This is a genomic window from Streptomyces sp. NPDC059567 (genome assembly GCF_042735655.1).
Lineage (GTDB): Bacteria > Actinomycetota > Actinomycetes > Streptomycetales > Streptomycetaceae > Streptomyces.
Window position 1 is genome coordinate 25,525 of sequence record NZ_JBHWBS010000054.1, and the last position, 24,239, is coordinate 49,763.

Consider the following 24,239-nt stretch of genomic DNA (forward strand, 5'->3'; position numbering starts at 1 on the left):
GGTCGATGGGGTGTGGGGTGCCGAGGAGCCGGCCGTACCTGCGGCAGTGCACTCCTCCGTAGTCTGACGGCGGCCCTGTCCCGCCCCGTACGATGGCGCGGTGCTGGTCAAGTGGATTCGCTGCACCGTGGTGGACCGTAGGGGGTTCGAGCGGGGACAGCGGAAATGGGCGGGGCTGCTCGGTGAGCCGGGATTCCGGGGACAGGGCGGAGGATGGAGCCGGGCACGGCCGGATGTCGCCCATGTCTTCGCCTTCTGGGAGAGCCGCGCGTTCTACGACTCCTTCATGGCGCGCTCGCACGACCGGCTCGCCACCGCGCAGTCGGGCACGTTCAGGAACGCCCAGGTCAAGCTCTTCGACCACCGCTTCGACGTGAAGACGGGATTCGAGCCGAAGTTCACCGACGCCGATGTGGCGAGGGTGGCGCACTGCCGGGTCCACGAGGACCGGGTCGAGCACTTCGCGTTGATGCAGGAGAAGGTGTGGAATCCGGCGATGGCCGGTTCCCCCGGGATGCTGCGCGGCGTGTTCGGCGAGGCGCCGGGCAACGAGTTCGTGGTGCTGTCGATGTGGCGTTCCGCCGCCGAGCACGGCAAGTACCGGGTCGAGCGCGTCGAACGGCTCGGGCTGCGGGCCCAGACCGAGGCCGACGTGGCGGCGCTCAGCGGCGACGTGGTGCAGCTCGAGCCGTCCTGGACGGTCTGATCACTCCCCGGCGGCCTGCTCCTGGCCGCCGGCTTCCGTTCGCCGTACGAACGCGCCCGCGGTGACCGCGGCGACTGCCGCCCGGGCCGCCTGGTCGGCCGTGGCGGTGTCTGGCGGCTCGCGGGTGACGAACAGGCGCAGGAACAGCGGCGCGGAGACGGCGCGGACGACCGCGCCGGCGTCCGTGCCCACGGGCGCCTCGCCACGGGCCGATGCCCGCTCGACGACCGCCTCGCAGCGGGTGAACCGCTCGGTGTAGAAGGCCCGCAGCGCTTCGGCGGCGCGCTCGGACTGGAAGGCGGCGCCGACGAACGCGGTGGGGGCCGCCGCGGCGCCTTGGTCGGCGAAGGCATCGACCACCTCGCGGGCGAGCGCCCGCAGATCGCCGTCGAGGCTTCCGGTGTCGGGGGGCGTCCAGCTGTCCTCGCCCGCGAGGTCGAGGGCGTCCGCGAGCAGCCCTTCGACGCTGCCCCAGCGGCGGTAGAGCGTCGTCTTGTGCACGCCGGAGTGCTCCGCCACGTACTCGACGGTCAGGGCCGGATAGCCGTGCTCGGCCAGGCCCGTGAGAACCGCGTCGCGCACGGCGGCCCGGGTGCGTGCCGTGCGGCCGCCGGGGCGCCTGCTGCCCGGGGCGGGCGCCTGCTCCCCTTCGATCGGTGCATTCAATTGCTACTCCCGTTGCGTTAGTGGGTCGAGTGTGCCACACTCCTCGTAACGCGACTCCGGTTGCGTTTGTTGGCCGGGGGTGCGTGCCGCTCTGTCCCGGCCTGTTCCGTTCGTTCCAGCTCATCACCGGAGGCGCCCTTGCCCACACAGCTCTCTCTGCATGACGTGACCGTGTCCCGCGGCGAACGGCTGCTGCTCGACCGGATCTCGCTCACCGTGCGCCCTGGTGAACGGATCGGGATCGTGGGGGAGAACGGGGCGGGGAAGACCACCCTGCTCCGCCTGCTCGCCGGACTCGAAGCGCCCGACGAGGGCGAGGTCGTCACCGTGGCCGACGGCGGTACGGGACTGCTGGCACAGACACCGCGGCTGTCCGGGGACCACACCGTCGCCGACGCGATCGACGACTCCCTGGCGGAGCTCCGCACCATGGAGCGGCGACTCAGGGAGTTCGAGGCGGAGCTCGGCACCGCCGACGGAAGCGCGCTCGACGCATACGGGGAACTGCTGACCAGGTATGAACTGCGAGGCGGGTACGAAGCGGACGCTCGGGTCGACAAGGCCATGCACGGCCTCGGGCTCGCCACCATAGGCAGGGAACGCCGGCTCGGCAGCCTGTCGGGCGGTGAGCAGGCCCGGCTGGGCATCGCCTGCGCGGTCGCCGCCGCACCCGAGGTGCTGCTTCTCGACGAGCCGACCAACCACCTCGACGAACAGGCCCTCGGCTGGCTGGAGGAGGCACTGTCGGCGCACCGGGGCACCGTCGTGGCCGTCTCCCACGACAGGGTCTTCCTGGAGAGGGTGGCCACCGCCGTCCTCGAGGTGGACGCCGAGCGCCGCACGGTCGTCCGGTACGGCGACGGCTACGCCGGATTCAGGTCCGGGCGGGCGGCCGCGCGACAGCGCTGGGAGCAGGCGTACGAGGAGTGGAGCGAGGAGACGGCGCGGCTCGAGGCGTACGCCACGACCACCGCGCACGGCGTCGCCGCCGGACGCTCCATCAAGGACAACAACAAGATGGCCTACGACCGGGCGGGCGGCCGGGTCCAGGCGTCCGTCTCCGGGCGGGTGCGCAATGCCCAGGAGCGCCTGCGCCGCCTCCGGGCCGAACCGGTGGCCAAGCCTCCGCGCCCGCTCACGTTCGCCGCGCGGCCGGTCGCCGGGGGCGCCCAGGGAGACCTGGTCACGCTGACCGGTGTGCGCGTCGCCGACCCGCTGACCATCGACCGGCTGACCGTACGGGCGGGGGAGAAGCTCCTGATCCACGGAGGCAACGGCGCGGGCAAGTCCACGCTGCTCCGTGTCATGGCGGGATTGGCCGAGCCGGAGGCTGGGGAGGTGCGCCGAAGTGGGCGCATCGGGTACCTCGCCCAGGAGATACCCGCCCACCGGCCGGCGGAGCGGGTCCTCACCGCCTTCGGGCGAGGGCTGGCGCTCACCGAGGACGAGCAGGCCGAACTGCTCCTGTCGTACGGCCTGTTCCGCCCGGCGGACCTCCTGGTGCCCGTCGGCAGCCTCTCCGCGGGGCAGCGTCGCAGACTCGCCCTCGCCCGCCTGCTGGCCCGCCCGGCCGACCTGCTGCTCCTCGACGAGCCGGCCAACCATCTCGCCCTCGGCCTCGTCGAAGAGTTGGAGGAGGCGCTGGAGCAGTGGACCGGGGCTCTGGTCGTGGTCTCCCACGACCGGCAGTCGCGCCGTCGGTTCACCGGCCGGATACGCCGGATGGACTCCGGACGCCTCCTCGGCTGAGCCCGTCCGGAGCGGGCGATCTAGGGTCATGGCATGGCACGACCGCGGCGCATCGTTCTCGTACGGCACGGAGAGTCCGAGGGCAATGCCGACGACACGGTGTACGAACGGGAACCGGACCATGCGCTCAGGCTCACCGAGACCGGTCTACGGCAGGCGGAGGAGACGGGGGAGCGGCTTCGGGAACTCTTCGGGGAGGAGCAGATCAGCGTCTATGTGTCGCCGTACCGCCGGACCCACGAGACGTTCAGGGCCTTCCGCCTCGATCCCGGGCAGGTGCGCGTACGCGAGGAGCCGCGGCTGCGGGAACAGGACTGGGGAAACTGGCAGGACAGGGACGACGTACGGCTGCAGAAGGCGTACCGCGACGCCTACGGCCACTTCTTCTACCGCTTCGCCCAGGGCGAGTCGGGGGCAGATGTGTACGACCGGGTCGGAGCGTTCCTGGAGAGTCTGTACCGCAGCTTCGAGGCGCCCGACCATCCGCCCAACGTGCTGCTGGTGACCCACGGACTGACCATGCGCCTGTTCTGTATGCGCTGGTTCCATTGGACGGTCGCCGATTTCGAGTCCTTGTCCAACCCGGGCAACGCCGAGACGCGGACCCTGCTGCTCGGCGAGGACGGCCGATACCGCCTGGACCGGCCGTTCGAACGCTGGCGTACCCCGGAACCGTACGGCCACACCGGATAGAGTGGCAGGGCGATGACCGCTGACTCCTCTCTCGACCGGCGCTTCGACCGCGCCCTGGCCAGCCTTCGAGGGCTGGCCGTGGGAGACGCCCTGGGCTCCCAGTACTTCGTCCCCGCCAACTATCCGCTGCTCAAACGACGTGAAGTGCCGTCGGGACCGTGGCAGTGGACCGACGACACCGAGATGGCCTGCTCCGTTCTGGCCGTGCTCGCGCACCACAACCGGATCGACCAGGACGCGCTCGCGCAGGCGTTCGCCGAGCACCATGACTTCGACCGGGGCTACGGACCCGCGGTCAACCGGATGCTCCGGCTGATCAGGGAGGGCGGCGACTGGCGTGAGCTGGCCGCGGCGCTCTTCAACGGTCAGGGGTCGTGGGGGAACGGGGCCGCGATGAGGATCGCCCCGCTCGGCGCCTGGTACGCCGACGACCCCGAGCAGGCGACCCATCAGGCCGAGATCTCCGCGTACACCACGCACCAGCACCGCGAGGCCGTGGTCGGCGCGATGGCCGTGGCCGCCGCTGCCGCGCTCGCCGCGGATCCGGCCGGGCCGCCCACCCCCACCGCCCTCCTGGTCGGCGTGATCGCGCTCGTCCCGCGCAGTGCCGTCGGCGCGGGGCTGCGCCGGGCCCGCGACATGCTCGACTACGGCGACGCGGCGACGGTGGCCGCTGTCCTGGGCAGCGGTCGCCGTACCAGCGCGCACGACACCGTGCCGTACGCGCTCTGGTCGGCCGCCCGTGGCCTCGACGACTACGAGCGGGTCTTCTGGACGACCGCGCAGGTGGGCGGCGATGTCGACACCACCTGTGCGATCGCCGGCGGTGTCGTGGCCTCCGCCACGACCGGCATGCCTCCCGCCGCCTGGCTGGACCAGACCGAGGAGCTGCCCGACTGGCTTCCGGCCGCCGTCAGCCCCTGACGACGGTCCGCCCTGCCCGGCGAGGAGCATCCGCCGAGTCGCCGGGCAGGCGGATCTGAAGCCTCGGCCAGGACGAGTGTCACGGTCCTGCCACAGCACCGACTCGCTGGGGTCGAATACCCGAGGGCACGGTTAGAGTCAGCCACTCCCAAGCGCTGATCATGAAGAGAGAGCGCCCACGAGACACCCGGACGCAGGCCCTCCGCCCCCATGGCCCCGTTTGCGGACCGGGTCGGGAGGGGGTCCCGTGTCCGACACATCGTCCGCACCACCACCGAAGGACAGCACTCCTTCACCAGAGGGCAGCGCTCCTCCACCGAAGAGCGGTGCCGCGTCCGAGCCGGCGCCCGCCGCACCGGCGGCCTCGCCCGGCGCCGTACCACCCGTACCACCACAACCCCGCGCCCAGGCGTCCGCCGGGCGGCCGGGAGGGCAGAGGCCCCAGCATCCCTGGGCGCCACCGACGCCTCCGAGCGACAGTTGGTCGACCGGACTGCGTCCCGCCGCGCCGGCCCGGGCCACCACCACGACCCTGGCGGCCATCGCGGCCACCGCGCTTCTCAGCGCCCTGCTGCTCGGCGACGGCCTGGGCCTGAATCTGGTGCTCGTCGCCGTTCCGGCCGTGGCCGCCGCGTCCTTCGCGGCGCGGGCGGCGGGCCGCCGCCTTCGCCCCTGGACGCTGATCTGGGCGATCGGGGGACTCGCCCTCCTCGGCATCCCCGCGCTGCGGGACGCCGGCTGGCCGACCTTCCTCGCGATCGTCACCGCGCTGGTGCTGACCTCCTTCGCCCTGCACGGCGGCCGCGGCTGGCCGAGCATGCTGTTCGGCCCCATCGGTCTGATCGACTCGCTGGGCTCCGGCACCACCTGGGCCTGGCGAGGGCTGCGTGACCGGGCCGATGGTTCCCGCGGCCGATGGGGACCGGTCGTGCGTACGGTCGGAGTGGCCGTCGCCCTTCTCGTCGTCTTCGGCGCGCTGTTCGCGGGCGCCGACGCGGCCTTCGCCGATCTGCTCGGCTCGCTGATCCCCGACTTCTCGCCGGCCCAGGTGCCGTGGCGGCTCTCGTTCTTCCTACTCGGTCTCTTCGGCGCGATCGCCCTCGCCCGTACCGCCGCCGCTCCGCTGCGCTGGGACCGTATGGTCATCCGTCCCGGCCGGGCGCGGGCGCGCATGGAGTGGGCCGCTCCGCTCATCGTCCTGAACCTGCTCTTCGCGGCCTTCAACGCGGTGCAACTCACGGTCCTCTTCGGCGGATACGACAAGGTGCTGGAAGAGACCAGCCTGACCTACTCCCAGTACGCGCGAGAGGGCTTCTGGCAGCTCCTGACGGCCACTCTGCTCACCCTCGTGGTCATCGGGCTCGCCCTGCGGTGGGCGCCGCGCGCGGGGGCCCGCGACCGGACCCTCGTGCGCGCCGTGCTCGGCACCCTGTGTGTCCTCACGCTGGTCGTGGTCGCCTCCGCACTGCGCAGGATGGACCTGTACGTGGACGCGTACGGGCTCACCCGGCTGCGCATCTCGGTGGCCGCGATGGAGATCTGGCTGGGTCTGGCCATCGTGTTGATCATGGCCGCGGGGATCTTCGGCGCGCGCCTGCTGCCGCGGGCGCTGGCGGCGAGTGCCGCGGCGGCCGTGCTGGCCTTCGGCCTGGCCTCGCCCGACGCGATCGTCGCCGAGAACAACGTCGAGCGGTACGACCGCCTCGACAAGATCGATGTCCCCTACCTCGCAGGGCTCTCCGCCGACGCCGTGCCCGCGCTCGATCGGCTGCCCGAGCCGCAACGTTCCTGCGCCCTGATGGACATCGAGAAGCGACTGCGCGCCGACGACGGAGGGTGGTTCGCCACCAGCTGGTCGGAGGCGACGGCCCGCTCGATCCTGGCGGAGCGCGGGGTCGAGCGGTCCTCGGCGGAGTGCGACGGGCCGAGCAGGGAAGAGGACTACGACCCGGACGCGGACGACGATCCGTACAGCATCCCCTGAGTCCGCTCGCCCCTCCATCGGACCAACCACTGGCTCTGCCCCCTCCCCCCGGCGGCGCGCGGGGGGAGGGGGCAGAGCACGAACGTCCCGAGGTGCTCTAGGCGACCGGGCCCGCGGCCTCGGCCTTGCCGCTGAGCGCCTCCAGATCGCTCTTGCGCACCCGGATCACCGCTACCGCCGTGATCAGCGCGAGCGCCACCATGCCGACCGCTGCCGTGAAGGCGGTCGAGATGCCGGAGGTCAGCACTTCGTGGCCCCAGGGGGCCGGCAGCTCCTTCGTCGCCGCGAACTCCGCCTGCTGCTGCGGAGACGCGCCGGCGAGGAAGGACGGCACCTGCTTCTCGGCTTCGTTGCGGCTGGCGGTGCCGAACACCGTGACAAGGATGGAGAGCCCCAGCGAACCACCCACCTGCTGCGTCGCGTTGAGCAGCCCGGATGCCGCGCCGGCCTCGTGCTGCGCCACACCGGAGACGGCGGTGAGTGTGAGGGTCACGAAGTTCAGGCCCATGCCGAAGCCGAACAGCACCATCGGGCCGAGAACACCGCTGACGTACGAACTGTCCGGAGTGATGAACGTCTGCCAGAACAGCCCGAGCCCGGTGATCGCGGAGCCCGCCACCATGAAGGGCTTCGGGCCGAGGACCGGCAGCAGGCGCTGGGAGAGCCCCGCACCCGTCACGATCGCGACCGTCACCGGGAGGAAGGCGAGTCCCGACCGGATCGGGCTGTAGCCCAGGACGTTCTGCACGAAGAGAACGATGAAGAAGAACATCCCGAACATGGCCGCGGCCAGGCTGAGCATGATGACGTAAGTGCCCGAACGGTTGCGGTCGGCGAACATCCGCAGCGGAGTGATGGGCTCCCGCGCCCTCGACTCGACGATCGCGAAGGCCGCGAGCAGGATCACCGCCGCGACGAAGGAGCCGATCGTGAGCGGATCGCGCCAGCCCTCCTCGGATGCACGGATGAAGCCGTACACCAGCGAGGCCATGCCGAGGGTCGAGGTCAGGGCGCCCGCGATGTCGAACCGGCCGGGGTGCCGCTCGGACTCGTTGATGTACCGCGGTGTCAGGAAGGCGATCAGCAGGCCGATCGGCACGTTCACGAACAGGACCCAGCGCCAGTCGAGCCACTCGGTGAGCATGCCGCCGGCCAGCAGACCGATCGCGCCGCCACCGGCGGAGACCGCGGCGAAGACCCCGAGCGCCCGGTTCCGCTCCGGACCTTCGGGGAAGGTCGTCGTGATCAGCGCGAGCGAGGTCGGCGAGGCGATCGCGCCGCCGACGCCCTGGAGCGCCCGTGCGGCGAGGAGATGCCAGGGCTCCTGGGCGAAGCCGCCGAGCAGCGAGGCGAAGGTGAAGAGCAGGATGCCGGCGAGAAAGACGCGGCGGCGACCCAGGATGTCGCCGGCCCTGCCGCCGAGCAGGAGAAGGCCACCGAAGGTGAGCGTGTAGGCGCTGAGAACCCACGACAGATCGGTGGTGGAGAAGGAGAGCGCGTCCTGGATGTGTGGCAGTGCGATGTTCACGATCGTGGCGTCGAGCACGACCATCAGCTGGCAGGCGGCGATCACGGTGAGGGCGATTCCCGGTCGCCCCTGCCGGGCCGAGCCCGGCGTGGTCCGCGTGTCCACTGGAGATGTTGTCACTATGGATCCCCCCACGGAGAATTAGTGAACGCACCCGTTCACTGTCTTCAACGGTAGTGAGTCCCCCTCAGTGAACGCAACCGTTCACTGTGCGCTGCCGGCAGCCTCAATCCGCCCCAAGGAAGAGTCCCCGATGGTTACTTCGCGCTCCGCGGCCGCCGCTCGGTCGCAGGGGGCGTCGCCGCGACGCCGTGGTCCGGTACTGGAACGAGCCATTCTGGAGGCCGCGCTCGATCAGCTGAGTACGGTCGGCTGGAACGGCCTGACCATGGAGGGCGTCGCGGTCGGCGCCCAGACGGGCAAGGCCGCCGTGTACCGGCGCTGGCCGTCGAAGGAGGATCTGGTCGCCGACGCGCTCCAGGCCGGACTGCCGACGCTCGACGAGGCGCCGGACCACGGGAGCGTGCGTGAGGATCTCTACCAGTTGTGCCGGCGGATCCGGGCTGCGATGTACTCGAAGCCCGGATTCGCCCTGCGATCCGTCATTCACGAATGCGACAGCGAGACCGCCGAGCGTCTGCACGGGCTGATCGTGACCGGCGTGATCGAGCCCTCCGCCCGTCTCCTCCGGGAGGTGGTACGGCGGGGGATCCGGCGCGGTGACGTGCGGGCCGACGCCACTGGTGACCTGCTCTTCGACGTCATTCCGGCGATGATGATGTACCGCTCGAAGATGTGCGCCAGCGAATGGACGGACGCCGAGATCGCCGCGATGATCGATCAGATCATGGTGCCGCTCCTTCGCTCGCCGAGCTCGTGAACCGCCTTTCCGTGGCGGCTTCGGACATCCGATGGGAATCCGGGTATCGCGGGCGGTCCCCATCGGCGTAATCTGTCTGGCGCCATGCCGTACGAACCACCCACCCACAGCGTCGAGCGATCGCTCCGAGCCACCACCGGCGCCAAGATCGTTGCCGGGGTCGACGAGGTCGGACGCGGGGCATGGGCCGGCCCGGTCACGGTCTGCGCGGCCGTCACGGGTCTGCGCCGGCCCCCCGAGGGGCTCACCGACTCCAAGCTCATCACCCCCAAGCGCCGAACGGCCCTGGCCGCGGAACTGGAGAAGTGGGTCACCGCCTACGCGCTCGGGCACGCCTCTCCCCAGGAGATCGACGAGCTCGGGATGACCGCGGCGCTCCGGCTGGCGGCCGTGCGCGCGCTGGACGCCCTGCCCGTACGGCCGGACGCGGTGATACTCGACGGCAAGCACGACTACCTCGGCAGCCCGTGGAAGGTGCGCACGGTGATCAAGGGCGACCAGTCCTGCATCGCCGTCGCGGCGGCCTCGGTCATCGCCAAGGTCCGGCGCGACGCGATGATGGCCGAGCTGGAGAGCGAGGCCCAGGAGTGCGCGGTCTTCGGCTTCGGCGCCAACGCGGGCTACCCTTCGCCGGTCCACAAGGCTGCCCTGGAGGAGCGGGGGCCCACCCCGTACCACCGGCTCTCCTGGTCGTATCTCGACGCGCTGCCCCAGTGGCGGCACCTCAAGAAGGTCCGCATCTCCGCCGAGGCGGTCGCACTGGAAAGCGGGGGCCAACTCGGCTTCGACTTCTGAACTTCCCGGCAGCGCCGTCTCGGCAGCCGGGTCGCACGATTGTGCCCACCCGCCGGAGCCTCGCGCACCGGCGTTTGATAGACATCCACCCATGCCTCTCATCCCCGAGGAGCCTCAGATTCACGAGAGTGCCCAGGGTCCCCGCGCCATGGCCGCCGGCCACCCCGCGCCGACCCCTCGTCCCGTACCCGGTCCGCGCTCGGCGGCCTCGCCGCGTCCAGGGCGTCCCGGCCCCGCACCGGCCAGGCCCGCGCCGCCGGCGCAGCGCCCGCACCCCGGTGCCGGGCAGTCCCCGTCACCCCGTCCGGAGAATCGTTCCGAACAGCGGTCCGGCCCGCAGATCCAGCTGATCCCCGCTCCGGTCGACGGCGCGCTCGACGCCGCCGAAGAGGCCGTGGATCTGCTTCTGGATACCGGCCGCCCGCCCGGCGACATCCTCGTCCTCACCACCGGTGAGCAGCACCCGTGGGCGGCGCACGAGCTGTCCTTCGGCGATGCCGCCTACTGGGCCCAGCAGGACGCCCGCGACGACGTGTTCTTCGCGGACGCCGCCGCTGTGGAGCGAGCCGCCGCGCGACCCGTGGTCGTCGTGGCGGTCAACGGCGGAGCCGATGACGCCGCCGCACGCGCCCTGCCCCTGGCGATGGGACGCGCGACCGCGCTGCTCGTCGTCTGCGGTGACCCGCAGCGCATCAACGCCGTGCTCGGCGCGGGTGTCTGAGGCGGAGTACTTCTCGCGGTCCTGACCCGGCTGCCCCGTGCGGGCGGCCGGGCCGTGGTCCCGCGGGTCCCGCGCACCGGCGCGGGGGCCGTCGCGTCAGCGTGCCGCCGTCCTGCGCAGCAGCTCGGAGGCTCCGCCCGCGGTACGCGGAGTCAGGACGCCGAACTCGGAGACGTCGCCCAAGGCGGTCGGACGTGAATCGGAGCCGGGTTGCCGTCCACCGCGGCCCTCGCCGAGCACCTGCCAACCACCGCGGGTCAGCGTGATGTACGCGCCACAGCGCAGCCCGTGGAGCGTGCAGGCATCGCGCAGTCCCCACATCCAGGCGCCGTCCTCCTCGGTCCATCGCTCGTCGCCGTCACGGCAGTAGAGCAGTACGGCCGTCCGCACGGGGGTCCGGCGCCGCAGGTCGTGCGGGATGACCCGGCGCAGATGCGCGAGGAGGGCGTTCCGGAACTCCCAGCCGTCCGCGGGGACGGCGCGACGGGTGAACGACGCACTGGCGGCGAGCCGTTCCTCGTGGTCGAGGACGGCGACGACGGCGGTCGAGGGCGCCGGCCGATGGCGGGTGTGCAGACCGCTCACGACTTCGCGAGGATTGCGGAGCAGCGGGATCCCGGCGGCGGCCCACTCGGACGGTTCCAGTATCCGGGCGAGGCGGCTGGCGGACTCGGACGGCGAGTTGATCGAGGTGGCTGCGGACGGAGCGAATCCGAAGGTCACGGTCCTCCCTTCGGATACGCGCCCGCTGGCGGGCAGGGTCGAGTGAGGGCGCGCCACAGCACAGTCCTTCCGGACCACGTACAAGGGCTGTGCGGGGCGGGGTCTCAATTCTTGCGGGCCTGTGCGCGGGCGGCAACGAGCAATTGAGGCAGCTGACTGGAATGCGCCGGTATGACACTCATATCCCTGCCCAGCCACCCAGTGTTCACTCCCCGTTTCACCCCTGGACGGCAAGCACCAGCGGAAACACGCCTTCCGCTCCCGCCCGGCGCAGCAGCCGGGCCGAGACGGCGAGGGTCCAGCCGCTGTCCGACAGGTCGTCAACCAACAGCACCGGACCACCGGCCGAGGCCAGCCGCTCGGCCAGTGCCGGGGGAACCGTCAGTGCCTGATGGAGCCCCACCACCCGCTGGGCGCTGTTCGTTCGTGAGATCCGCAGATCCTCCGCCTCCGGCACGTACTCGACCGCTCCCAGCAGCGGCATCCTGCCGATCTCCGCGATCCGCCGACCCAGCGAGCCGACCAGGTTCGGCCTGTTGCGCGAGGCGATCGTGACCACGCCGGCGGGCCGGGAGGGAGCGTCCGGCGCACCGGAGGCCCAACCCCCCGGGCCCTTGGCCCAGTCGGCGAGCACGCGGACCACCGCCTGCACCACATCGTCCGGAACCGGACCATCGGGCGCGCGCTCCGAGAACATCGGACGCAGCCGGTTTCCCCAGCCGATGTCCGACAGCCGTCCGAGCGCCCGCCCGGCGGACGACTGCTCGCCCGCCGGGATACGGCCCTTCAGATCGACACCGACCGCCGTGAGTCCGGTCGGCCACATCTTGCGCGGCTCCACGTCCACACCCGGCCGGCCCAGCTCGCCCTTGGCGGCATCGAGCGCGGCATCGGTCACCTTCGGGTCGAACCGGGACCCCGAGCAGTTGTCGCAGCGGCCGCACGGGGCGGCCTCCTCGTCGTCCAACTGGCGTCGCAGGAACTCCATCCGACAGCCCGTCGCCGCCACGTACTCACGCATCGCCTGCTGCTCGGCCGCCCGCTGACGGGCTACCCAGGCATACCGCTCGGAGTCGTACACCCACGGCTGTCCCGTGCTCGTCCAGCCGCCCTTCACCCGGTGCACGGCACCGTCCACGTCCAGGACCTTGAGCATCGTCTCCAGTCGGGTCCGCCGCAGTTCGACCAGGGGCTCAAGAGCCGGCAGGGAGAGCGGTCGCTCCGCATGCGCCAGTACGTCCAGAGTGCGGCGCACCTGCTCCTCCGGCGGGAAGGCGACCGACGCGAAGTACTGCCAGATCGCCTCGTCCTCCTTGCCCGGCAGCAGCAGCACCTCCGCGTGCTCCACCCCGCGCCCGGCACGGCCCACCTGCTGGTAGTACGCGATCGGCGAGGACGGCGAACCGAGGTGCACCACGAAGCCCAGGTCCGGCTTGTCGAACCCCATGCCCAGGGCGGATGTCGCCACCAGCGCCTTGACCCGGTTCGCCTGCAGGTCCTCCTCCGCCTGCTGCCGGTCCGCGTTCTCCGTACGGCCCGTGTACGAGGACACCGTGTGCCCGCACTGGCGGAGATAGGTGGTGACCTCCTCGGCGGCCGCGACCGTGAGCGTGTAGATGATCCCGGATCCGGGAAGATCGCCGAGGTGGTCGGCCAGCCAGGCCAGCCGGTGCGCGGCGTCGGGCAGTTGGACCACACCGAGGCTCAGGCTCTCCCGGTCGAGCGGGCCACGCAGCACCAGCGCGTCCGTCCCCGCTCCCGTTCCGAGCTGCTCGGCGACGTCCGCCGTCACACGGGCGTTGGCCGTCGCCGTCGTGGCGAGCACCGGGACGCCGGCGGGCAGCTCCGCCAGCATCGTGCGCAGACGGCGGTAGTCGGGCCGGAAGTCGTGGCCCCAGTCGGAGATGCAGTGTGCCTCGTCGACCACGAGCAGACCCGTGGCGGCGGCGAGCCGGGGAAGGACCTCGTCGCGGAAGTCCGGGTTGTTGAGCCGCTCGGGGCTGACCAGCAGCACGTCCACCTCGCCGGCGGCCACCTCCCGCTGGACGGTCTCCCACTCCTCCGTGTTCGACGAGTTGATCGTGCGGGCACGGATACCGGCGCGGGCCGCGGCCTCCACCTGGTTGCGCATCAGCGCGAGGAGCGGGGAGACGATCACCGTGGGACCGCTGCCGGCCTCGCGCAGCAGGGACGTCGCCACGAAGTACACCGCGGACTTGCCCCACCCGGTCCGCTGGACCACCAGCGCCCGTCGCTTGTCCGCGACGAGCGCCTCGATGGCCCGCCACTGGTCCTCCCGCAGTCTCGCCGCGCCGGTCGGGTCCCCGACGAGACGGGCGAGTACGGCATCGGCGGTGGTTCGGAGGCCCGCGCGGTCGGCGAGACGGTCTGCGTTGGTCATGCCCCCATGCAACCCGATGGGTAGGACATTGCGCGAACGAGCCGCGAAACCTGTGGACAACCCGGATTCGACGCCCGCCGGGAGTTATCCACAGGGGTTTCGCGGTCGGGGCCGACCGCGAGACCGTCGTGACCATGAACACGAACCCGCACGAATCCCGTGGATCGACCGAATCGCAGCAGATCACCCTGCGCGGCCCAGCCGAACTGGCCGACGCCCTCCCCTTCATGCTGGGCTTCCATCCCACCGACTCCGTCGTCCTCGTGGCCCTCCACGGCGAGCACGGCCGCTTCGGCGGCAGGGTCAGGCTCGGCATCCCGCGCTCGGCGAAGGAGTGGCCCTCGACGGCGGAACACCTCGCGGAGTGCCTCGTCGAGGGCTGCACCCGGCGCGGGACCCGCCCGGACGGCATCGTCGTCTTCCTCTGCCAGGACCCCGCGCCCGGTGAGACCGGCCGCCACGTGATGGAGCGACTGCGTCCCTTCGCCCAGCGGCTGCGTACGGCCTGCGGCGAGCTCGACATTCCCGTCTACGAAGTCCTCTGCATCTCCGACGGTCTCTACTTCTCGTACGTCTGTCCCGACACCCGCTGCTGCCCGCCCGACGGCACTCCGCTCGCCCTGACCGGTACGTCGGTCATGGCGGCATCGGCCGCCTACGCCGGGATCCAGGTGAGGGGATCCCTGCGTGACATGGAGGCGCGGCTCAAGCCGCGGGCGTCGCTCGATGACGAGCGGCAGCGCAAGGCCCTGAACGAGGCCGCGTCCGTGATCGTCCCCAGGATCCTCGACGACCCGCCGGGCCCGGGCAGGGAAGACGTCAGGGACAAGACGCTCACGCTCGCCCGGGAGATGCTGAGGCGGTACGGCGGGCAGTCCGGGGCGACCGAAGGACCGGCACCGGCATCCGTGGCCGACCGGGCGCGCGGCACGGGAGCCATGGAGCGGGACGCGGCCGACGACGCACTGATCGACCCCGACGAGGCCGCGGCACTGATTCTCGGGCTGCAGGACCGTGACACCCGGGACCGGGCCGCCGAGTGGATGGAAGGCCCGGAGGGCGCGGCGGCCCTGCGGCTCTGGGGGGTGCTGGCCCGGCGGTGCGTGGAGCCCTTCGGCGACTACGCGGCGGCGCCGCTGACCCTCGCCGGCTGGGTGGCCTGGTCCACCGGCGACGAACCGGCCGCCCGGGTCGCCCTGGGCCTCGCTCTGGACGCCGATCCCGACTATGTCTTCGCCCGCCTGCTGCACCAGGCATGCAACGACGGGCTCGATCCCGAGTCGCTGCGCAGCTGTCTGCGCCAGGAGCGGGAGTCGAGGGCGGCGGCGGCCGTCGAGGCCCGCGTCGGGGCGCGCCGGGCCAATTCGCGGGGCGCCCGTCCGCAGGCGGCCAGGAAGGGCGGACGCACCGCCGGAACCCGCCCCGGCAAGTCCTCCCCGAAGCCGTCGCGGGACGCCGCGGCCAGGCGCACCGGACAGCGGGGGACGAGGAGCGGCCGATGACGCCCGTGACCAGGCCGCCCGCGGCGGCGTTCAGCTCTGTGGCGGAGCCCGACGACCCGTCCCGCCGACCGCATACCGGCAGTCCGGATCGCACAGAGAGCACCGCACACCACCCATGGCCTCCAGTTCCGTACCGGCCCCCGGACCCCCGGCCGGACCCGCGACCCTCGCCGGCCTCACCCTCCCGGGTGCCCCGCGGCCGAGTGAACTGCCCTCGGTGCACAGCGCGCTCATCTGCGTCGCCCTGCCCGCCCTCGTCATCTGTGCCGACCACGGACAGCTCACCGGACGCGGCCTCGAAGGGGTCTATCTGTCCGGGCGCAGACTCCTCTCCCGCTGTGTGCTGCGGGTGGCCGGACGCGAACCCATCGCGCTCCAGGGCAGGCGAGCCGCCGCCGACCGGGCCGTGTTCCTCGGAGCCCTGCGGACGTCGGGGGACAACGGACCCGACCCCGGGATCACCGTCGAGCGTTCGCGCGGCGCCGACGGAACCGAGCGGATCACTCTGCGCAGCTCCGTCACCCGGCCGTTGCGACTCCCGGTGGAGATCGCTCTCGGGACGGATCTCGCGGATCTGGGCGCGGTGGCGTCCGGGCGGCCGGGGCCCGAAATCTTCCCCAGCGTCCACGGCACCGGAATGCGCTGGACGGCGGACGACGGACGGTACGCGGCCGTCACCGCGGAACCGCCGCCCATGGACGCGCTGGCCGCTGCCGGGCTCCTGCGGTGGGAGATCGAGTTGGGCCCCGGAGCCACCAGCACCATCGAACTCAGGGTGCGCGCGGACCGGGCACCCCGGACCGCCCCCCTCCCGGCGCAGGGCGCGGCGCGGCCCGGCGGCGCCGTCCTCGCCGAGGCTCGTGCCGAGGGGGACGATCCTCGGATCGCGGAGCTGCTGCGGACTTCCGTGGACGATCTGCGGGCCCTCCTCCAACGCGACGCGGCCCACCCGGCGGACGTCCATCTCGCTGCCGGAGTGCCCTGGCGGTGCGGACCCGCCACCTCCGAAGCGCTCTGGGCAGCGCGCATGGCCCTGCCCCTCGGTACCCGGCTCGCCGCCACCACGCTCCGAACGCTGGCCCGGAGCCAGATCGGCGGAACCGGCCCGGTCGCGGGGCGCATCCCCGGCCCCCTCAGGGACGCGGGCCCCTACCTGCCGCCCCGCTGCACCGGCATCGAGGCCACCCTCGCCTTCCCCGCGGCCTTGGCCGAGGCCAGACGATGGGGGCTGCCCGAACAGGACCTCGAAGAACTGCTTCCCGCGGCGGAACGGTGCCTCCAGTGGCTGCGATCCGCCGCCGACCGGCACGGGTTCGTCCCGGACCCGGGGCCCTCCGGTCCCTGGCGGGCCGAGACTCAGGCCCATGCCCACCGAGCGGCCTTGCTCGGCGCCGACCTCCTCGACGCCTGCGGCCGACCGGGCGGGGATGCCTGGCGGGAGTGGGCGAGCACCCTGCGCGGGCGCTTCCGCGCGGAGTTCTGGCTCGACGACAGGTCCGGCGGCAGACCCGCCGCCGCCCGGGCGCCGGGCGGCGGGCCATGGACCCAGCTCGGAGGATGGGCGGCGCACCTCCTCGACACCGGCCTCCTGGGTGGCGGCCGGTACGGGCCAGGCCTGCTGGACCGGGCCGAGACCGAACAGCTGGCCCGGTTGCTCGGCACCCCGGCACTGGACTCCGGTTGGGGGCTGCGCAGCCTCGGTGCCAAGGAACCCGGCCACAACCCCTTCGGGCACAGGGCAGGAGCCGTACGCGTCCATGAAACGGCGGTCGCCGTGGCCGGGCTCGCCGCGGCGGGATACGAAAGGGAGGCCACGTCCCTGCTCCGTGGCGCCCTCGACGCGGCGGAGGCGTTCGGCCACCGCCTGCCCGAGATGTACGCGGGCGACCAGCGGACGGCCGGTGCTGTTCCGGTGCCGCACCCGGCGGCGTGCCGGCCGGCCGCCGTGGCCGCGGCCGCCGGAGTCCATCTGTTGGCGACCCTCGCCGGGATCCGGCCCGACGCGCCGGGCCGGACCGTGGCCCTGCACCCCGTCCGGTCGGCTCCGCTCGGCGCGGTACGACTGTCGGGGCTGCGGGTCGCGGGGGAGCCGTTCACCGTGAGGGTGAGCCGGCTCGGGCTCGGCATGGTCGAGGAGGCCGCCGACGGCCTCCAGCTGGGGGGCTGACCATGCGGGGCGGCAGCGCGAGGGAAGCCTTACGGGAGGGACAAGAAGTCATTGCCGATGCAGCGGAGGGGAGTGTTTATCGTCAGGAAGACGACTATGATCGCGGCATGTCTCCCTACGACCCGTCGGCCTTTCCGCCCTTTGCCGTCACCGTCGATCTGGTCGTGCTCACCGTGCGGCGCCACGCTCTGTGCGCCCTGGTCGTGAGACGGGGAGAAGCTCCGTTCCAGGGCCGGTGGGCGCTGCCCGGTGGATTCGTCCGGGCGGACGAGGACCTCGGCGCCGCGGCGGCGCGCGAGTTGGTGGAGGAGACGGGACTCTGCGTCCACGACCCGGGTGCCCCGGCGCCCATGCCGAGCAACGGCGCCCACCTCGAGCAGCTGGCCACCTATGGGGACCCGCAGCGTGACCCCCGGATGAGAGTGGTCAGCGTCGCCCATCTGGCGCTCGCCCCCGATCTGCCGGCGCCGCGCGCGGGCGGTGACGCGAACAGCGCACGCTGGGCCCCTGTCGAGGAAGTGCTCGGCAAGGACGGCTCCGTCGAGCGTGAGGAGGGGCAAGGGGAGCCGCTCGCGTTCGACCACGCGCAGATCCTCGCCGACGGAGTGGAGCGGGCCCGTTCCAAGATCGAGTACTCCTCGCTGGCCACTGCCTTCTGTCCGCCGGAGTTCACGGTCGGCGAGCTCAGGCGGGTGTACGAGGCCGTGTGGGGTGTCGTGCTCGACCCGCGCAACTTCCACCGGAAGGTGACGGGTACCCCCGGATTCCTCGTCCCCGCGGGGGGCACCACCACGCGCCAGGGCGGCCGTCCCGCGCAGCTCTTCCGTGCGGGTGGGGCGACTCTGCTCAACCCGCCCATGCTGCGTCCCGAGGTCTGACGAGCGGACTCGGGGACGACCCGAGACCCCAACCCTGCGCCAAAAGTCCGAAATGTAGCGTTATCTTGCTTCGATAGCCGCCCTGCCGCGGAGCGGTGTCACCTACCGCGAGAGAAGCGATGCTCCAGGCCATCGGACTCACCAGCAGCCCCCGCCGCGACCTCCCGCCCGCCGTGGACGATCTCACCTTCGACGCCAGGCCGGGGCAGGTCACCGCCCTTCTGGGCCCCGCCGGATCAGGCAAGACCACCACCTTGCGGCTGATGCTCGAACTCGAGCCCGGCCGCGGCGTCACGTACTTCCGCGGCCGCCCCCTCCATCGCATCGCGCACCCCGCCGGTGAGGTCGGCGTGCTGCTGGGGGACGTCCCGGGACACCCCTCGCGAACCATGCGCAGCCAGTTGCGGATGCTGTGCGCGGCGAGTGGTGTTCCCGCCTCCAGGGCCGACGAGATGCTCCGGGCCGTAGGACTCACCGGCCTCCCCGACCAGCGCATCGGCACCCTGCCGCGCGCGATGGACCGCCGACTCGGCCTCGCCTCCGCCCTGTTGGCCGATCCGCACGCACTCCTGCTCGACGAGCCCGGCGCCGGCCTCTCCGTACGGGACAAGGCCTGGCTGCATGAACTCCTGCGTGCCCACGCCGTGGAGGGCGGCACCGTCCTCTACACCACCGACGACCCGAAGGACGCGGCCCGCAACGCCGACCGGGTCGTCACCGTCGCCCACGGCCGCCTCGTCGCCGAGCAGGAGGTCGTCGACTTCGCCCGAACCCGGCTGCGGCCGCGGGTGGCCGTACGTACGCCCCATGCCGCACGGCTCGCCTCGGTCGTCACGCAGGAGGCGCGCGCCGCGCGCCGCACCGTCGAGGTGGTCACCGAGAAGGGCAATCGGCTCTCCGTCTACGGCAGCGACTGCGCCGCGATCGGCGAGACCGCGTTCCGGCACGGCGTGCTCATCCATCAACTCTCCGACGAGGTGGGCGACGCAGGTCCGCGCGACTCGTCCGAGCTCTCAGGCGACCCTTCGGTGGACGGCCGTGACCCCGGAACCGAAGGCCTCGCCGCCGTGCGTGAGTCCGAGCCGCCGGCGGAGCGGCGGCCGACCCGATCGCCGCTGCGCCCGCTCCGGTACGAGATCCGCAGACTGCTCGGCGTTCCGGCCACCCCACTCGTCGCGGCCGCGGTCCTGATCGCCTCCGTCGTGATCTCGGTGGTGCTCGCACGCAGCGGCCGGACACCGGTGCCTACCCTGCTCGCCGGCTGGCCCACGTTCTCCCCGCTGCCGCCCGCCGCCATCGGGGCGGGGCTGCTCGGCGCCTTCTCGTTCGCGGACGAGTACCGCTATCCGGCGCTCACCACCGGCCGCGGCGCGGTTCCCCGCCGTCTCGGACTGCTGCTCGCCAAGCTCACGGTCGCGGCCGCCGTCGCCGTGGTGCTGGCCGTGCTCGTCGTGGCCGCCGACCTGCAGACCCTTCGCCTCGTCTATGGCGGCGAGTTGGTTCCCGTACCGAAAAACTGGCCGACACTGTGTGCGAGTTGGCTCGGGCTGACCGTCGGCTGCGCCTGGGCCGGTGTGCTCGGGGCCGGGGTCTTCCGCGTCGCCGCGGCGGGTGTGGCGGCGGTCCTCGCGGTGCCGGTGATCCTCGCGCCCCTGCTGCAGAAGGCGACCTCCGGGCCCTCGGGCCGTCCGTTCTCGGGGCTCCCCGCCCGGCTGCGGGGTTTCGTCAGCATGGAGTGGCCGGCAGCGGCCGACCGCCGGCTGGAGGGGGTGTTGCGGGTGGTCGCCCAGCCCGTGGGGGTGGCGCTGGCGTTGTCGTTGACCGCCCTGCTCTGCGCCTATCTGTTCACCGGCCTGCGCCGCAAAGCGCGTTGGTGATCACTTCCGGATCGAAAGCTTCCGCTTCCTCGGCAACTCCCTTGAAAATGGCCAGCTATGTCCGATTAATCGTCAATTGTGTAGGGGGTGCCGATCACCCTTTCGTGTGCTTTTCACCAAAGACCTCAAGGGTCACGGGGGGCACGCCGACAAAGGATGCGTGAGTACCCTTGCGCACACCATGATGACCGCCGCCCGCCCCGTCGACTCCGGCCTCGGCGCCCCGGGCGATCTCGACCGCTACCCGTACGCGGAGGCGCCCGTCGCCGACCGTGTGGGGCCCTCCTCCTGGGAAGGGGTGGAGACGGACCTCGGCCGGGTCGGTCGTCGCACGGCCGGCAGCCGCGGCCGCGGCCTGCACGGCCAGCTCGTCCAGCAGCTGGGGCAGATGATCGTCTCCGGCGACCTCGGCGCCGACCGCCCGCTCGTTCCGGAGGAGATCGGTCAGCGCTTCGAGGTCTCCCGCACCGTCGTACGCGAGTCGCTGCGCGTCCTGGAGGCCAAGGGCCTGGTCAGTGCCCGCCCCAACGTCGGCACCAGGGTCAGGCCCGTCAGCGACTGGAACCTGCTGGACCCCGACATCATCGAGTGGCGCGCCTTCGGCCCGCAGCGCGACGACCAGCGCCGCGAGCTGAACGAGCTGCGCTGGACGATCGAACCGCTGGCCGCCCGGCTCGCCGCCGGTCACGGACGCGAGGACGTCCAGCAGCGGCTGGCCGACATGGTCGAGATCATGGGTCACGCCTACGCCCAGGGTGACGGCATCACCTTCTCCCGGGCCGACGTCGAGTTCCACTCCCTGCTGATCCAGCTCGCCGGGAACCGGATGCTGGAGCACCTCTCCGGCATCGTCGCCGCCGCACTCCAGGTCTCCGGCGGTCCGGTCACCGGCTGTGACCGTCCCGGCGAGCCCTGCCTGGCGCACCACGCGCGTATCGTCGACTGCCTCGCGACCGGGGACGCGCTGGGCGCCGAGACGGCCATGCGTCAGCTGCTGACCGTCCACCCCGAGGTGGAGCGCGTGGTGCCCGCCCCGCGTGAGCACTGACCCGCGGGCCACGGCCACGGGCGCGGAGCCGTACGCACCGCGTGTCGCCGACGCCGTGCGGAACCCGGGGATCACGACGTGTCCCCAGGGTTCCGCGGGGGCTGGGGCGGCGCGAATGTGCGACGAACGCCCGTTCTGGCCGCTTCGTCGCAAATGAGGTGTGACTCGGGCCACGCGGATTGGGCGTAACACTCCTCGAAGCCGTGCGATGACTTAAGAGGTGACAGCCGAGGAAGGAATACAGCAGCCGCGTGAGGCGCTGTGCAGTTCCCCGGTCCAGCCCGCGCCGTCGGCACATTCCCAGCCGATGGTCGTCGGCTCCGGCCCGATCCTGGGCGGGGCCGGAAGCCGTTTTCCATCGTTCCGAGAGGTTGTTCGTGTCGGCCAGCACATCCCGTACGCTCCCGCCGGAGATCGCCGAGTCCGAGTCTGTGATGGCGCTCATCGAGCGGGGAAAGGCTGATGGGCAGATCGCCGGCGATGACGTGCGTCGGGCCTTCGAGGCTGACCAGATTCCGCCAACCCAGTGGAAGAATGTTCTGCGCAGCCTCAACCAGATCCTCGAGGAAGAGGGTGTGACGCTGATGGTCAGTGCAGCGGAGTCGCCGAAGCGCGCCCGCAAGAGCGTCGCAGCGAAGAGCCCGGCCAAGCGCACCGCCACCAAGACCGTCACCGCCAAGACGACCGTGACGAAGACCGTCTCGGCCGCCACGGCGGCTCCGGCGGCCGAGAGCGCGGACCCGGCCGACGAGGCCGGAGCGCCGGCCAAGAAGGCGGCCGCGAAGAAGACCGCGGCCAAGAAGACGGTGGCGAAGAAGGCCACCGCCAAGAAGACGACGGCCAAGAAGACCGCTGCCAAGAAGGACGCCGACGAGGCCGTCGAGGGCGAGGAGCTCCTCGATGACGTCGCGCCCGGCAAGGGCGAGGACGAGGAGGCCGAAGGCGAGAACAAGGGCTTCGTCCTGTCCGACGAGGACGAGGACGACGCTCCGGCGCAGCAGGTCGCCGTCGCCGGTGCCACCGCCGACCCGGTCAAGGACTACCTGAAGCAGATCGGCAAGGTCCCGCTGCTCAACGCCGAGCAGGAGGTCGAGCTCGCCAAGCGCATCGAGGCCGGTCTGTTCGCCGAGGACAAGCTGGCCAACTCCGACAAGCTGGCGCCCAAGCTCAAGCGCGAGCTGGAGATCATCGCCGAGGACGGCCGCCGCGCCAAGAACCACCTCCTGGAGGCCAACCTCCGACTGGTGGTCTCGCTGGCCAAGCGCTACACCGGCCGCGGAATGCTCTTCCTGGACCTGATCCAGGAGGGCAACCTGGGTCTGATCCGCGCCGTCGAGAAGTTCGACTACACCAAGGGCTACAAGTTCTCCACGTACGCCACCTGGTGGATCCGTCAGGCGATCACCCGCGCCATGGCCGACCAGGCCCGCACCATCCGTATCCCGGTGCACATGGTCGAGGTCATCAACAAGCTCGCGCGCGTCCAGCGCCAGATGCTCCAGGACCTGGGCCGTGAGCCCACCCCGGAGGAGCTGGCCAAAGAACTCGACATGACCCCGGAGAAGGTCATCGAGGTCCAGAAGTACGGCCGCGAGCCGATCTCCCTCCACACCCCGCTGGGTGAGGACGGAGACAGCGAGTTCGGTGACCTCATCGAGGACTCCGAGGCGGTCGTCCCGGCCGACGCGGTCAGCTTCACGCTCCTCCAGGAGCAGCTGCACTCCGTTCTCGACACGCTCTCCGAGCGTGAGGCCGGCGTGGTCTCCATGCGCTTCGGTCTCACCGACGGCCAGCCGAAGACGCTGGACGAGATCGGCAAGGTCTACGGCGTCACGCGTGAGCGGATCCGCCAGATCGAGTCGAAGACGATGTCGAAGCTCCGCCACCCGTCCCGTTCGCAGGTCCTGCGCGACTACCTCGACTAGTCCGCGGTCGTACACACGCCGAAGGGCCCGGTTCCCCGAGAAGGGGGCCGGGCCCTTCGGCGTGCGGGGGTGCAGTACGGCGCCACCTGGACCACGCTGGGTGAACCGACATCTTCGGAGAGTCAGGAGGCTCTATGCGTCGCCCCATCGCCCGAGCAGTGACCACTGCCCTGGGCCTGATCTCGGCGGCGGCAGGCCCGTTCGCCGCCGCCGCTCCCGCGGCCGCCGACAGTGTCGTCGTCGGAGGGCAGGCCGCGAAGATCGCGGAGGCCCCGTGGGTCGTGGCGCTCTCCAGCCGTGACCGGTTCGGAGGTACGCGCGCGGGGCAGTTCTGCGGAGGCGTGGTGGTCGCGCCGACCCAGGTGCTCACCGCGGCCCACTGCCTCGGCAGGGAGGTCCTGGGCGGCGAGCCCTCGGACCTTCCCGACCTCAAGGTCATCGCGGGCCGCAGCGCCCTCAGTGGTCAGGGTGGACACGAGGTCCGGATCTCCGGTACCTGGACCAGTCCGGAGTACAACCCCACGACCAACGGCAACGATCTGGCCGTGCTGACGCTGGCGACCGCGCTGCCGCAGTCCTATGTGATCGAGGTGGCCCGCCCGGGCGACGAGGCCGAGACCCCCGGGACGGCGGCGGACGTCTACGGATGGGGGGACACGACGGGCAACGGCACCTATGCCTCGACGCTGCGCTCGGCGCGCGTGCAGGTGCTGCCCGACGCGTCATGCGAGCGGGCCTATCCGGGCGGCTTCGCAGCCGCGTACCGGGGCGAGACGATGCTGTGCGCCGGTGACCCGCAGGGCGGCAAGGACGCCTGCCAGGGGGACAGCGGAGGGCCGCTGGTGGCCGCTGGGCGGCTCATCGGGCTGGTGTCCTGGGGCAGTGGCTGCGGTCAGGCCGAGAATCCGGGCGTCTACACCCGGGTCTCGGCGGTGCTGCCGAAGAACCTCTGAGCGGCACAGACGAGGCCCGAGCGGGACTCGGGCCTCGCGCGCGAGGACGGGGGGGGGGCCGCCCCCCCCGCGGGGGGGGGGGGGGGCCGGGCGCGCGGGCGTGCGCCCGCGCGCGCGCG

19 protein-coding genes are annotated in these 24,239 nt (G+C 72.0%); 15 read left to right on the plus strand and 4 right to left on the minus strand.

Annotated features, from left to right (window positions below):
- The first annotated feature begins 100 nt into the window (after positions 1-100).
- A complete protein-coding gene (locus tag ACFVZW_RS23045) occupies positions 101-706 on the plus strand; it encodes a YdbC family protein (protein ID WP_384524189.1) in 606 nt (201 codons plus the stop codon).
- Here ACFVZW_RS23045 and ACFVZW_RS23050 read toward each other — a convergent pair whose 3' ends face one another.
- The gene (locus ACFVZW_RS23050) at positions 707-1,372 is read right to left on the minus strand and encodes a TetR/AcrR family transcriptional regulator (protein ID WP_384524192.1); all 666 of its coding nucleotides are present in this window, start codon (positions 1,370-1,372) and stop codon (positions 707-709) included.
- A 138-nt stretch (positions 1,373-1,510) separates the two neighbouring features.
- Here ACFVZW_RS23050 and ACFVZW_RS23055 point away from each other — a divergent pair, with 138 nt between their 5' ends.
- The 4 genes from ACFVZW_RS23055 (at position 1,511) to ACFVZW_RS23070 (ending at position 6,722) form a co-directional block, all read left to right on the plus strand.
- Positions 1,511-3,121 (plus strand): ABC-F family ATP-binding cassette domain-containing protein, encoded by a 1,611-nt coding sequence (locus ACFVZW_RS23055; RefSeq protein WP_384524195.1) that lies wholly within the window; start codon positions 1,511-1,513, stop codon positions 3,119-3,121.
- A 33-nt stretch (positions 3,122-3,154) separates the two neighbouring features.
- Positions 3,155-3,814, plus strand: coding sequence for a histidine phosphatase family protein (locus ACFVZW_RS23060; protein WP_384524198.1), 660 nt, complete (start codon positions 3,155-3,157; stop codon positions 3,812-3,814).
- A 12-nt stretch (positions 3,815-3,826) separates the two neighbouring features.
- Complete coding sequence (locus tag ACFVZW_RS23065; RefSeq protein WP_384524201.1) at positions 3,827-4,738, plus strand: ADP-ribosylglycohydrolase family protein; 912 nt, start codon at positions 3,827-3,829, stop codon at positions 4,736-4,738.
- A gap of 247 nt (positions 4,739-4,985) precedes the next feature.
- On the plus strand, positions 4,986-6,722 hold the full coding sequence (locus ACFVZW_RS23070) for a DUF4153 domain-containing protein (protein ID WP_384524204.1): 1,737 nt from the start codon (positions 4,986-4,988) through the stop codon (positions 6,720-6,722).
- A 97-nt stretch (positions 6,723-6,819) separates the two neighbouring features.
- Here the strand turns inward: ACFVZW_RS23070 and ACFVZW_RS23075 are convergent, their stop codons facing one another.
- Positions 6,820-8,370 (minus strand): MFS transporter, encoded by a 1,551-nt coding sequence (locus ACFVZW_RS23075; RefSeq protein WP_384524207.1) that lies wholly within the window; start codon positions 8,368-8,370, stop codon positions 6,820-6,822.
- A gap of 133 nt (positions 8,371-8,503) precedes the next feature.
- Here ACFVZW_RS23075 and ACFVZW_RS23080 point away from each other — a divergent pair, with 133 nt between their 5' ends.
- The 3 genes from ACFVZW_RS23080 to ACFVZW_RS23090 all read left to right on the plus strand — a co-directional run bounded on the left by ACFVZW_RS23080 (position 8,504) and on the right by ACFVZW_RS23090 (position 10,646).
- Positions 8,504-9,130, plus strand: coding sequence for a TetR/AcrR family transcriptional regulator (locus tag ACFVZW_RS23080; RefSeq protein WP_384524210.1), 627 nt, complete (start codon positions 8,504-8,506; stop codon positions 9,128-9,130).
- Between the two features lie 84 nt (positions 9,131-9,214).
- The gene (locus ACFVZW_RS23085) at positions 9,215-9,925 is read left to right on the plus strand and encodes a ribonuclease HII (RefSeq protein WP_383551502.1); all 711 of its coding nucleotides are present in this window, start codon (positions 9,215-9,217) and stop codon (positions 9,923-9,925) included.
- A gap of 91 nt (positions 9,926-10,016) precedes the next feature.
- Complete coding sequence (locus ACFVZW_RS23090) at positions 10,017-10,646, plus strand: hypothetical protein (RefSeq protein WP_384524213.1); 630 nt, start codon at positions 10,017-10,019, stop codon at positions 10,644-10,646.
- Between the two features lie 96 nt (positions 10,647-10,742).
- Here ACFVZW_RS23090 and ACFVZW_RS23095 read toward each other — a convergent pair whose 3' ends face one another.
- Both ACFVZW_RS23095 and ACFVZW_RS23100 read right to left on the minus strand, forming a co-directional pair.
- On the minus strand, positions 10,743-11,369 hold the full coding sequence (locus ACFVZW_RS23095; protein WP_384524216.1) for a hypothetical protein: 627 nt from the start codon (positions 11,367-11,369) through the stop codon (positions 10,743-10,745).
- 217 nt (positions 11,370-11,586) lie between these two features.
- Complete coding sequence (locus ACFVZW_RS23100) at positions 11,587-13,770, minus strand: RecQ family ATP-dependent DNA helicase (protein WP_384524218.1); 2,184 nt, start codon at positions 13,768-13,770, stop codon at positions 11,587-11,589.
- A 134-nt stretch (positions 13,771-13,904) separates the two neighbouring features.
- On the opposite strand from ACFVZW_RS23100, the gene ACFVZW_RS23105 reads away from it, so the two are divergent.
- The 7 genes from ACFVZW_RS23105 to ACFVZW_RS23135 all read left to right on the plus strand — a co-directional run bounded on the left by ACFVZW_RS23105 (position 13,905) and on the right by ACFVZW_RS23135 (position 24,120).
- Positions 13,905-15,272 carry a DUF4192 domain-containing protein gene (locus ACFVZW_RS23105; protein WP_384524221.1) on the plus strand — a complete coding sequence of 456 codons (1,368 nt, stop codon included), beginning with the start codon at positions 13,905-13,907 and terminating at the stop codon, positions 15,270-15,272.
- Between the two features lie 115 nt (positions 15,273-15,387).
- Positions 15,388-17,439, plus strand: a complete 2,052-nt coding sequence (locus tag ACFVZW_RS23110; protein ID WP_384524224.1) for a glycogen debranching N-terminal domain-containing protein — start codon at positions 15,388-15,390, stop codon at positions 17,437-17,439.
- A 107-nt stretch (positions 17,440-17,546) separates the two neighbouring features.
- On the plus strand, positions 17,547-18,317 hold the full coding sequence (locus ACFVZW_RS23115) for an NUDIX domain-containing protein (protein WP_384524227.1): 771 nt from the start codon (positions 17,547-17,549) through the stop codon (positions 18,315-18,317).
- Positions 18,318-18,436: 119 nt separating this feature from the next.
- Positions 18,437-20,194: an ATP-binding cassette domain-containing protein gene (locus tag ACFVZW_RS23120; RefSeq protein ID WP_384524230.1), complete on the plus strand. Its 1,758-nt coding sequence runs from the start codon at positions 18,437-18,439 to the stop codon at positions 20,192-20,194.
- A 160-nt stretch (positions 20,195-20,354) separates the two neighbouring features.
- Positions 20,355-21,242, plus strand: a complete 888-nt coding sequence (locus ACFVZW_RS23125) for a FadR/GntR family transcriptional regulator (RefSeq protein WP_384524233.1) — start codon at positions 20,355-20,357, stop codon at positions 21,240-21,242.
- 377 nt (positions 21,243-21,619) lie between these two features.
- Complete coding sequence (locus ACFVZW_RS23130) at positions 21,620-23,167, plus strand: RNA polymerase sigma factor (RefSeq protein WP_384524236.1); 1,548 nt, start codon at positions 21,620-21,622, stop codon at positions 23,165-23,167.
- A 134-nt stretch (positions 23,168-23,301) separates the two neighbouring features.
- Positions 23,302-24,120 (plus strand): S1 family serine peptidase, encoded by an 819-nt coding sequence (locus ACFVZW_RS23135; protein ID WP_384524238.1) that lies wholly within the window; start codon positions 23,302-23,304, stop codon positions 24,118-24,120.
- Positions 24,121-24,239: the final 119 nt, after the last annotated feature.

What these genes read in the sequence shown, in the direction of transcription:
- ACFVZW_RS23135 (WP_384524238.1), top strand. Translation starts at nt 23,302, where the DNA reads ATGCGTCGCCCCATCGCCCGAGCAGTGACCACTGCCCTGGGCCTGATC.
- ACFVZW_RS23085 (WP_383551502.1), top strand. Translation starts at nt 9,215, where the DNA reads ATGCCGTACGAACCACCCACCCACAGCGTCGAGCGATCGCTCCGAGCC.
- ACFVZW_RS23105 (WP_384524221.1), top strand. Translation starts at nt 13,905, where the DNA reads ATGAACACGAACCCGCACGAATCCCGTGGATCGACCGAATCGCAGCAG.
- ACFVZW_RS23065 (WP_384524201.1), top strand. Translation starts at nt 3,827, where the DNA reads ATGACCGCTGACTCCTCTCTCGACCGGCGCTTCGACCGCGCCCTGGCC.
- ACFVZW_RS23100 (WP_384524218.1), bottom strand. Translation starts at nt 13,770, where the DNA reads ATGACCAACGCAGACCGTCTCGCCGACCGCGCGGGCCTCCGAACCACC.
- ACFVZW_RS23115 (WP_384524227.1), top strand. Translation starts at nt 17,547, where the DNA reads ATGTCTCCCTACGACCCGTCGGCCTTTCCGCCCTTTGCCGTCACCGTC.
- ACFVZW_RS23090 (WP_384524213.1), top strand. Translation starts at nt 10,017, where the DNA reads ATGCCTCTCATCCCCGAGGAGCCTCAGATTCACGAGAGTGCCCAGGGT.
- ACFVZW_RS23120 (WP_384524230.1), top strand. Translation starts at nt 18,437, where the DNA reads ATGCTCCAGGCCATCGGACTCACCAGCAGCCCCCGCCGCGACCTCCCG.
- ACFVZW_RS23060 (WP_384524198.1), top strand. Translation starts at nt 3,155, where the DNA reads ATGGCACGACCGCGGCGCATCGTTCTCGTACGGCACGGAGAGTCCGAG.
- ACFVZW_RS23110 (WP_384524224.1), top strand. Translation starts at nt 15,388, where the DNA reads ATGGCCTCCAGTTCCGTACCGGCCCCCGGACCCCCGGCCGGACCCGCG.
- ACFVZW_RS23080 (WP_384524210.1), top strand. Translation starts at nt 8,504, where the DNA reads ATGGTTACTTCGCGCTCCGCGGCCGCCGCTCGGTCGCAGGGGGCGTCG.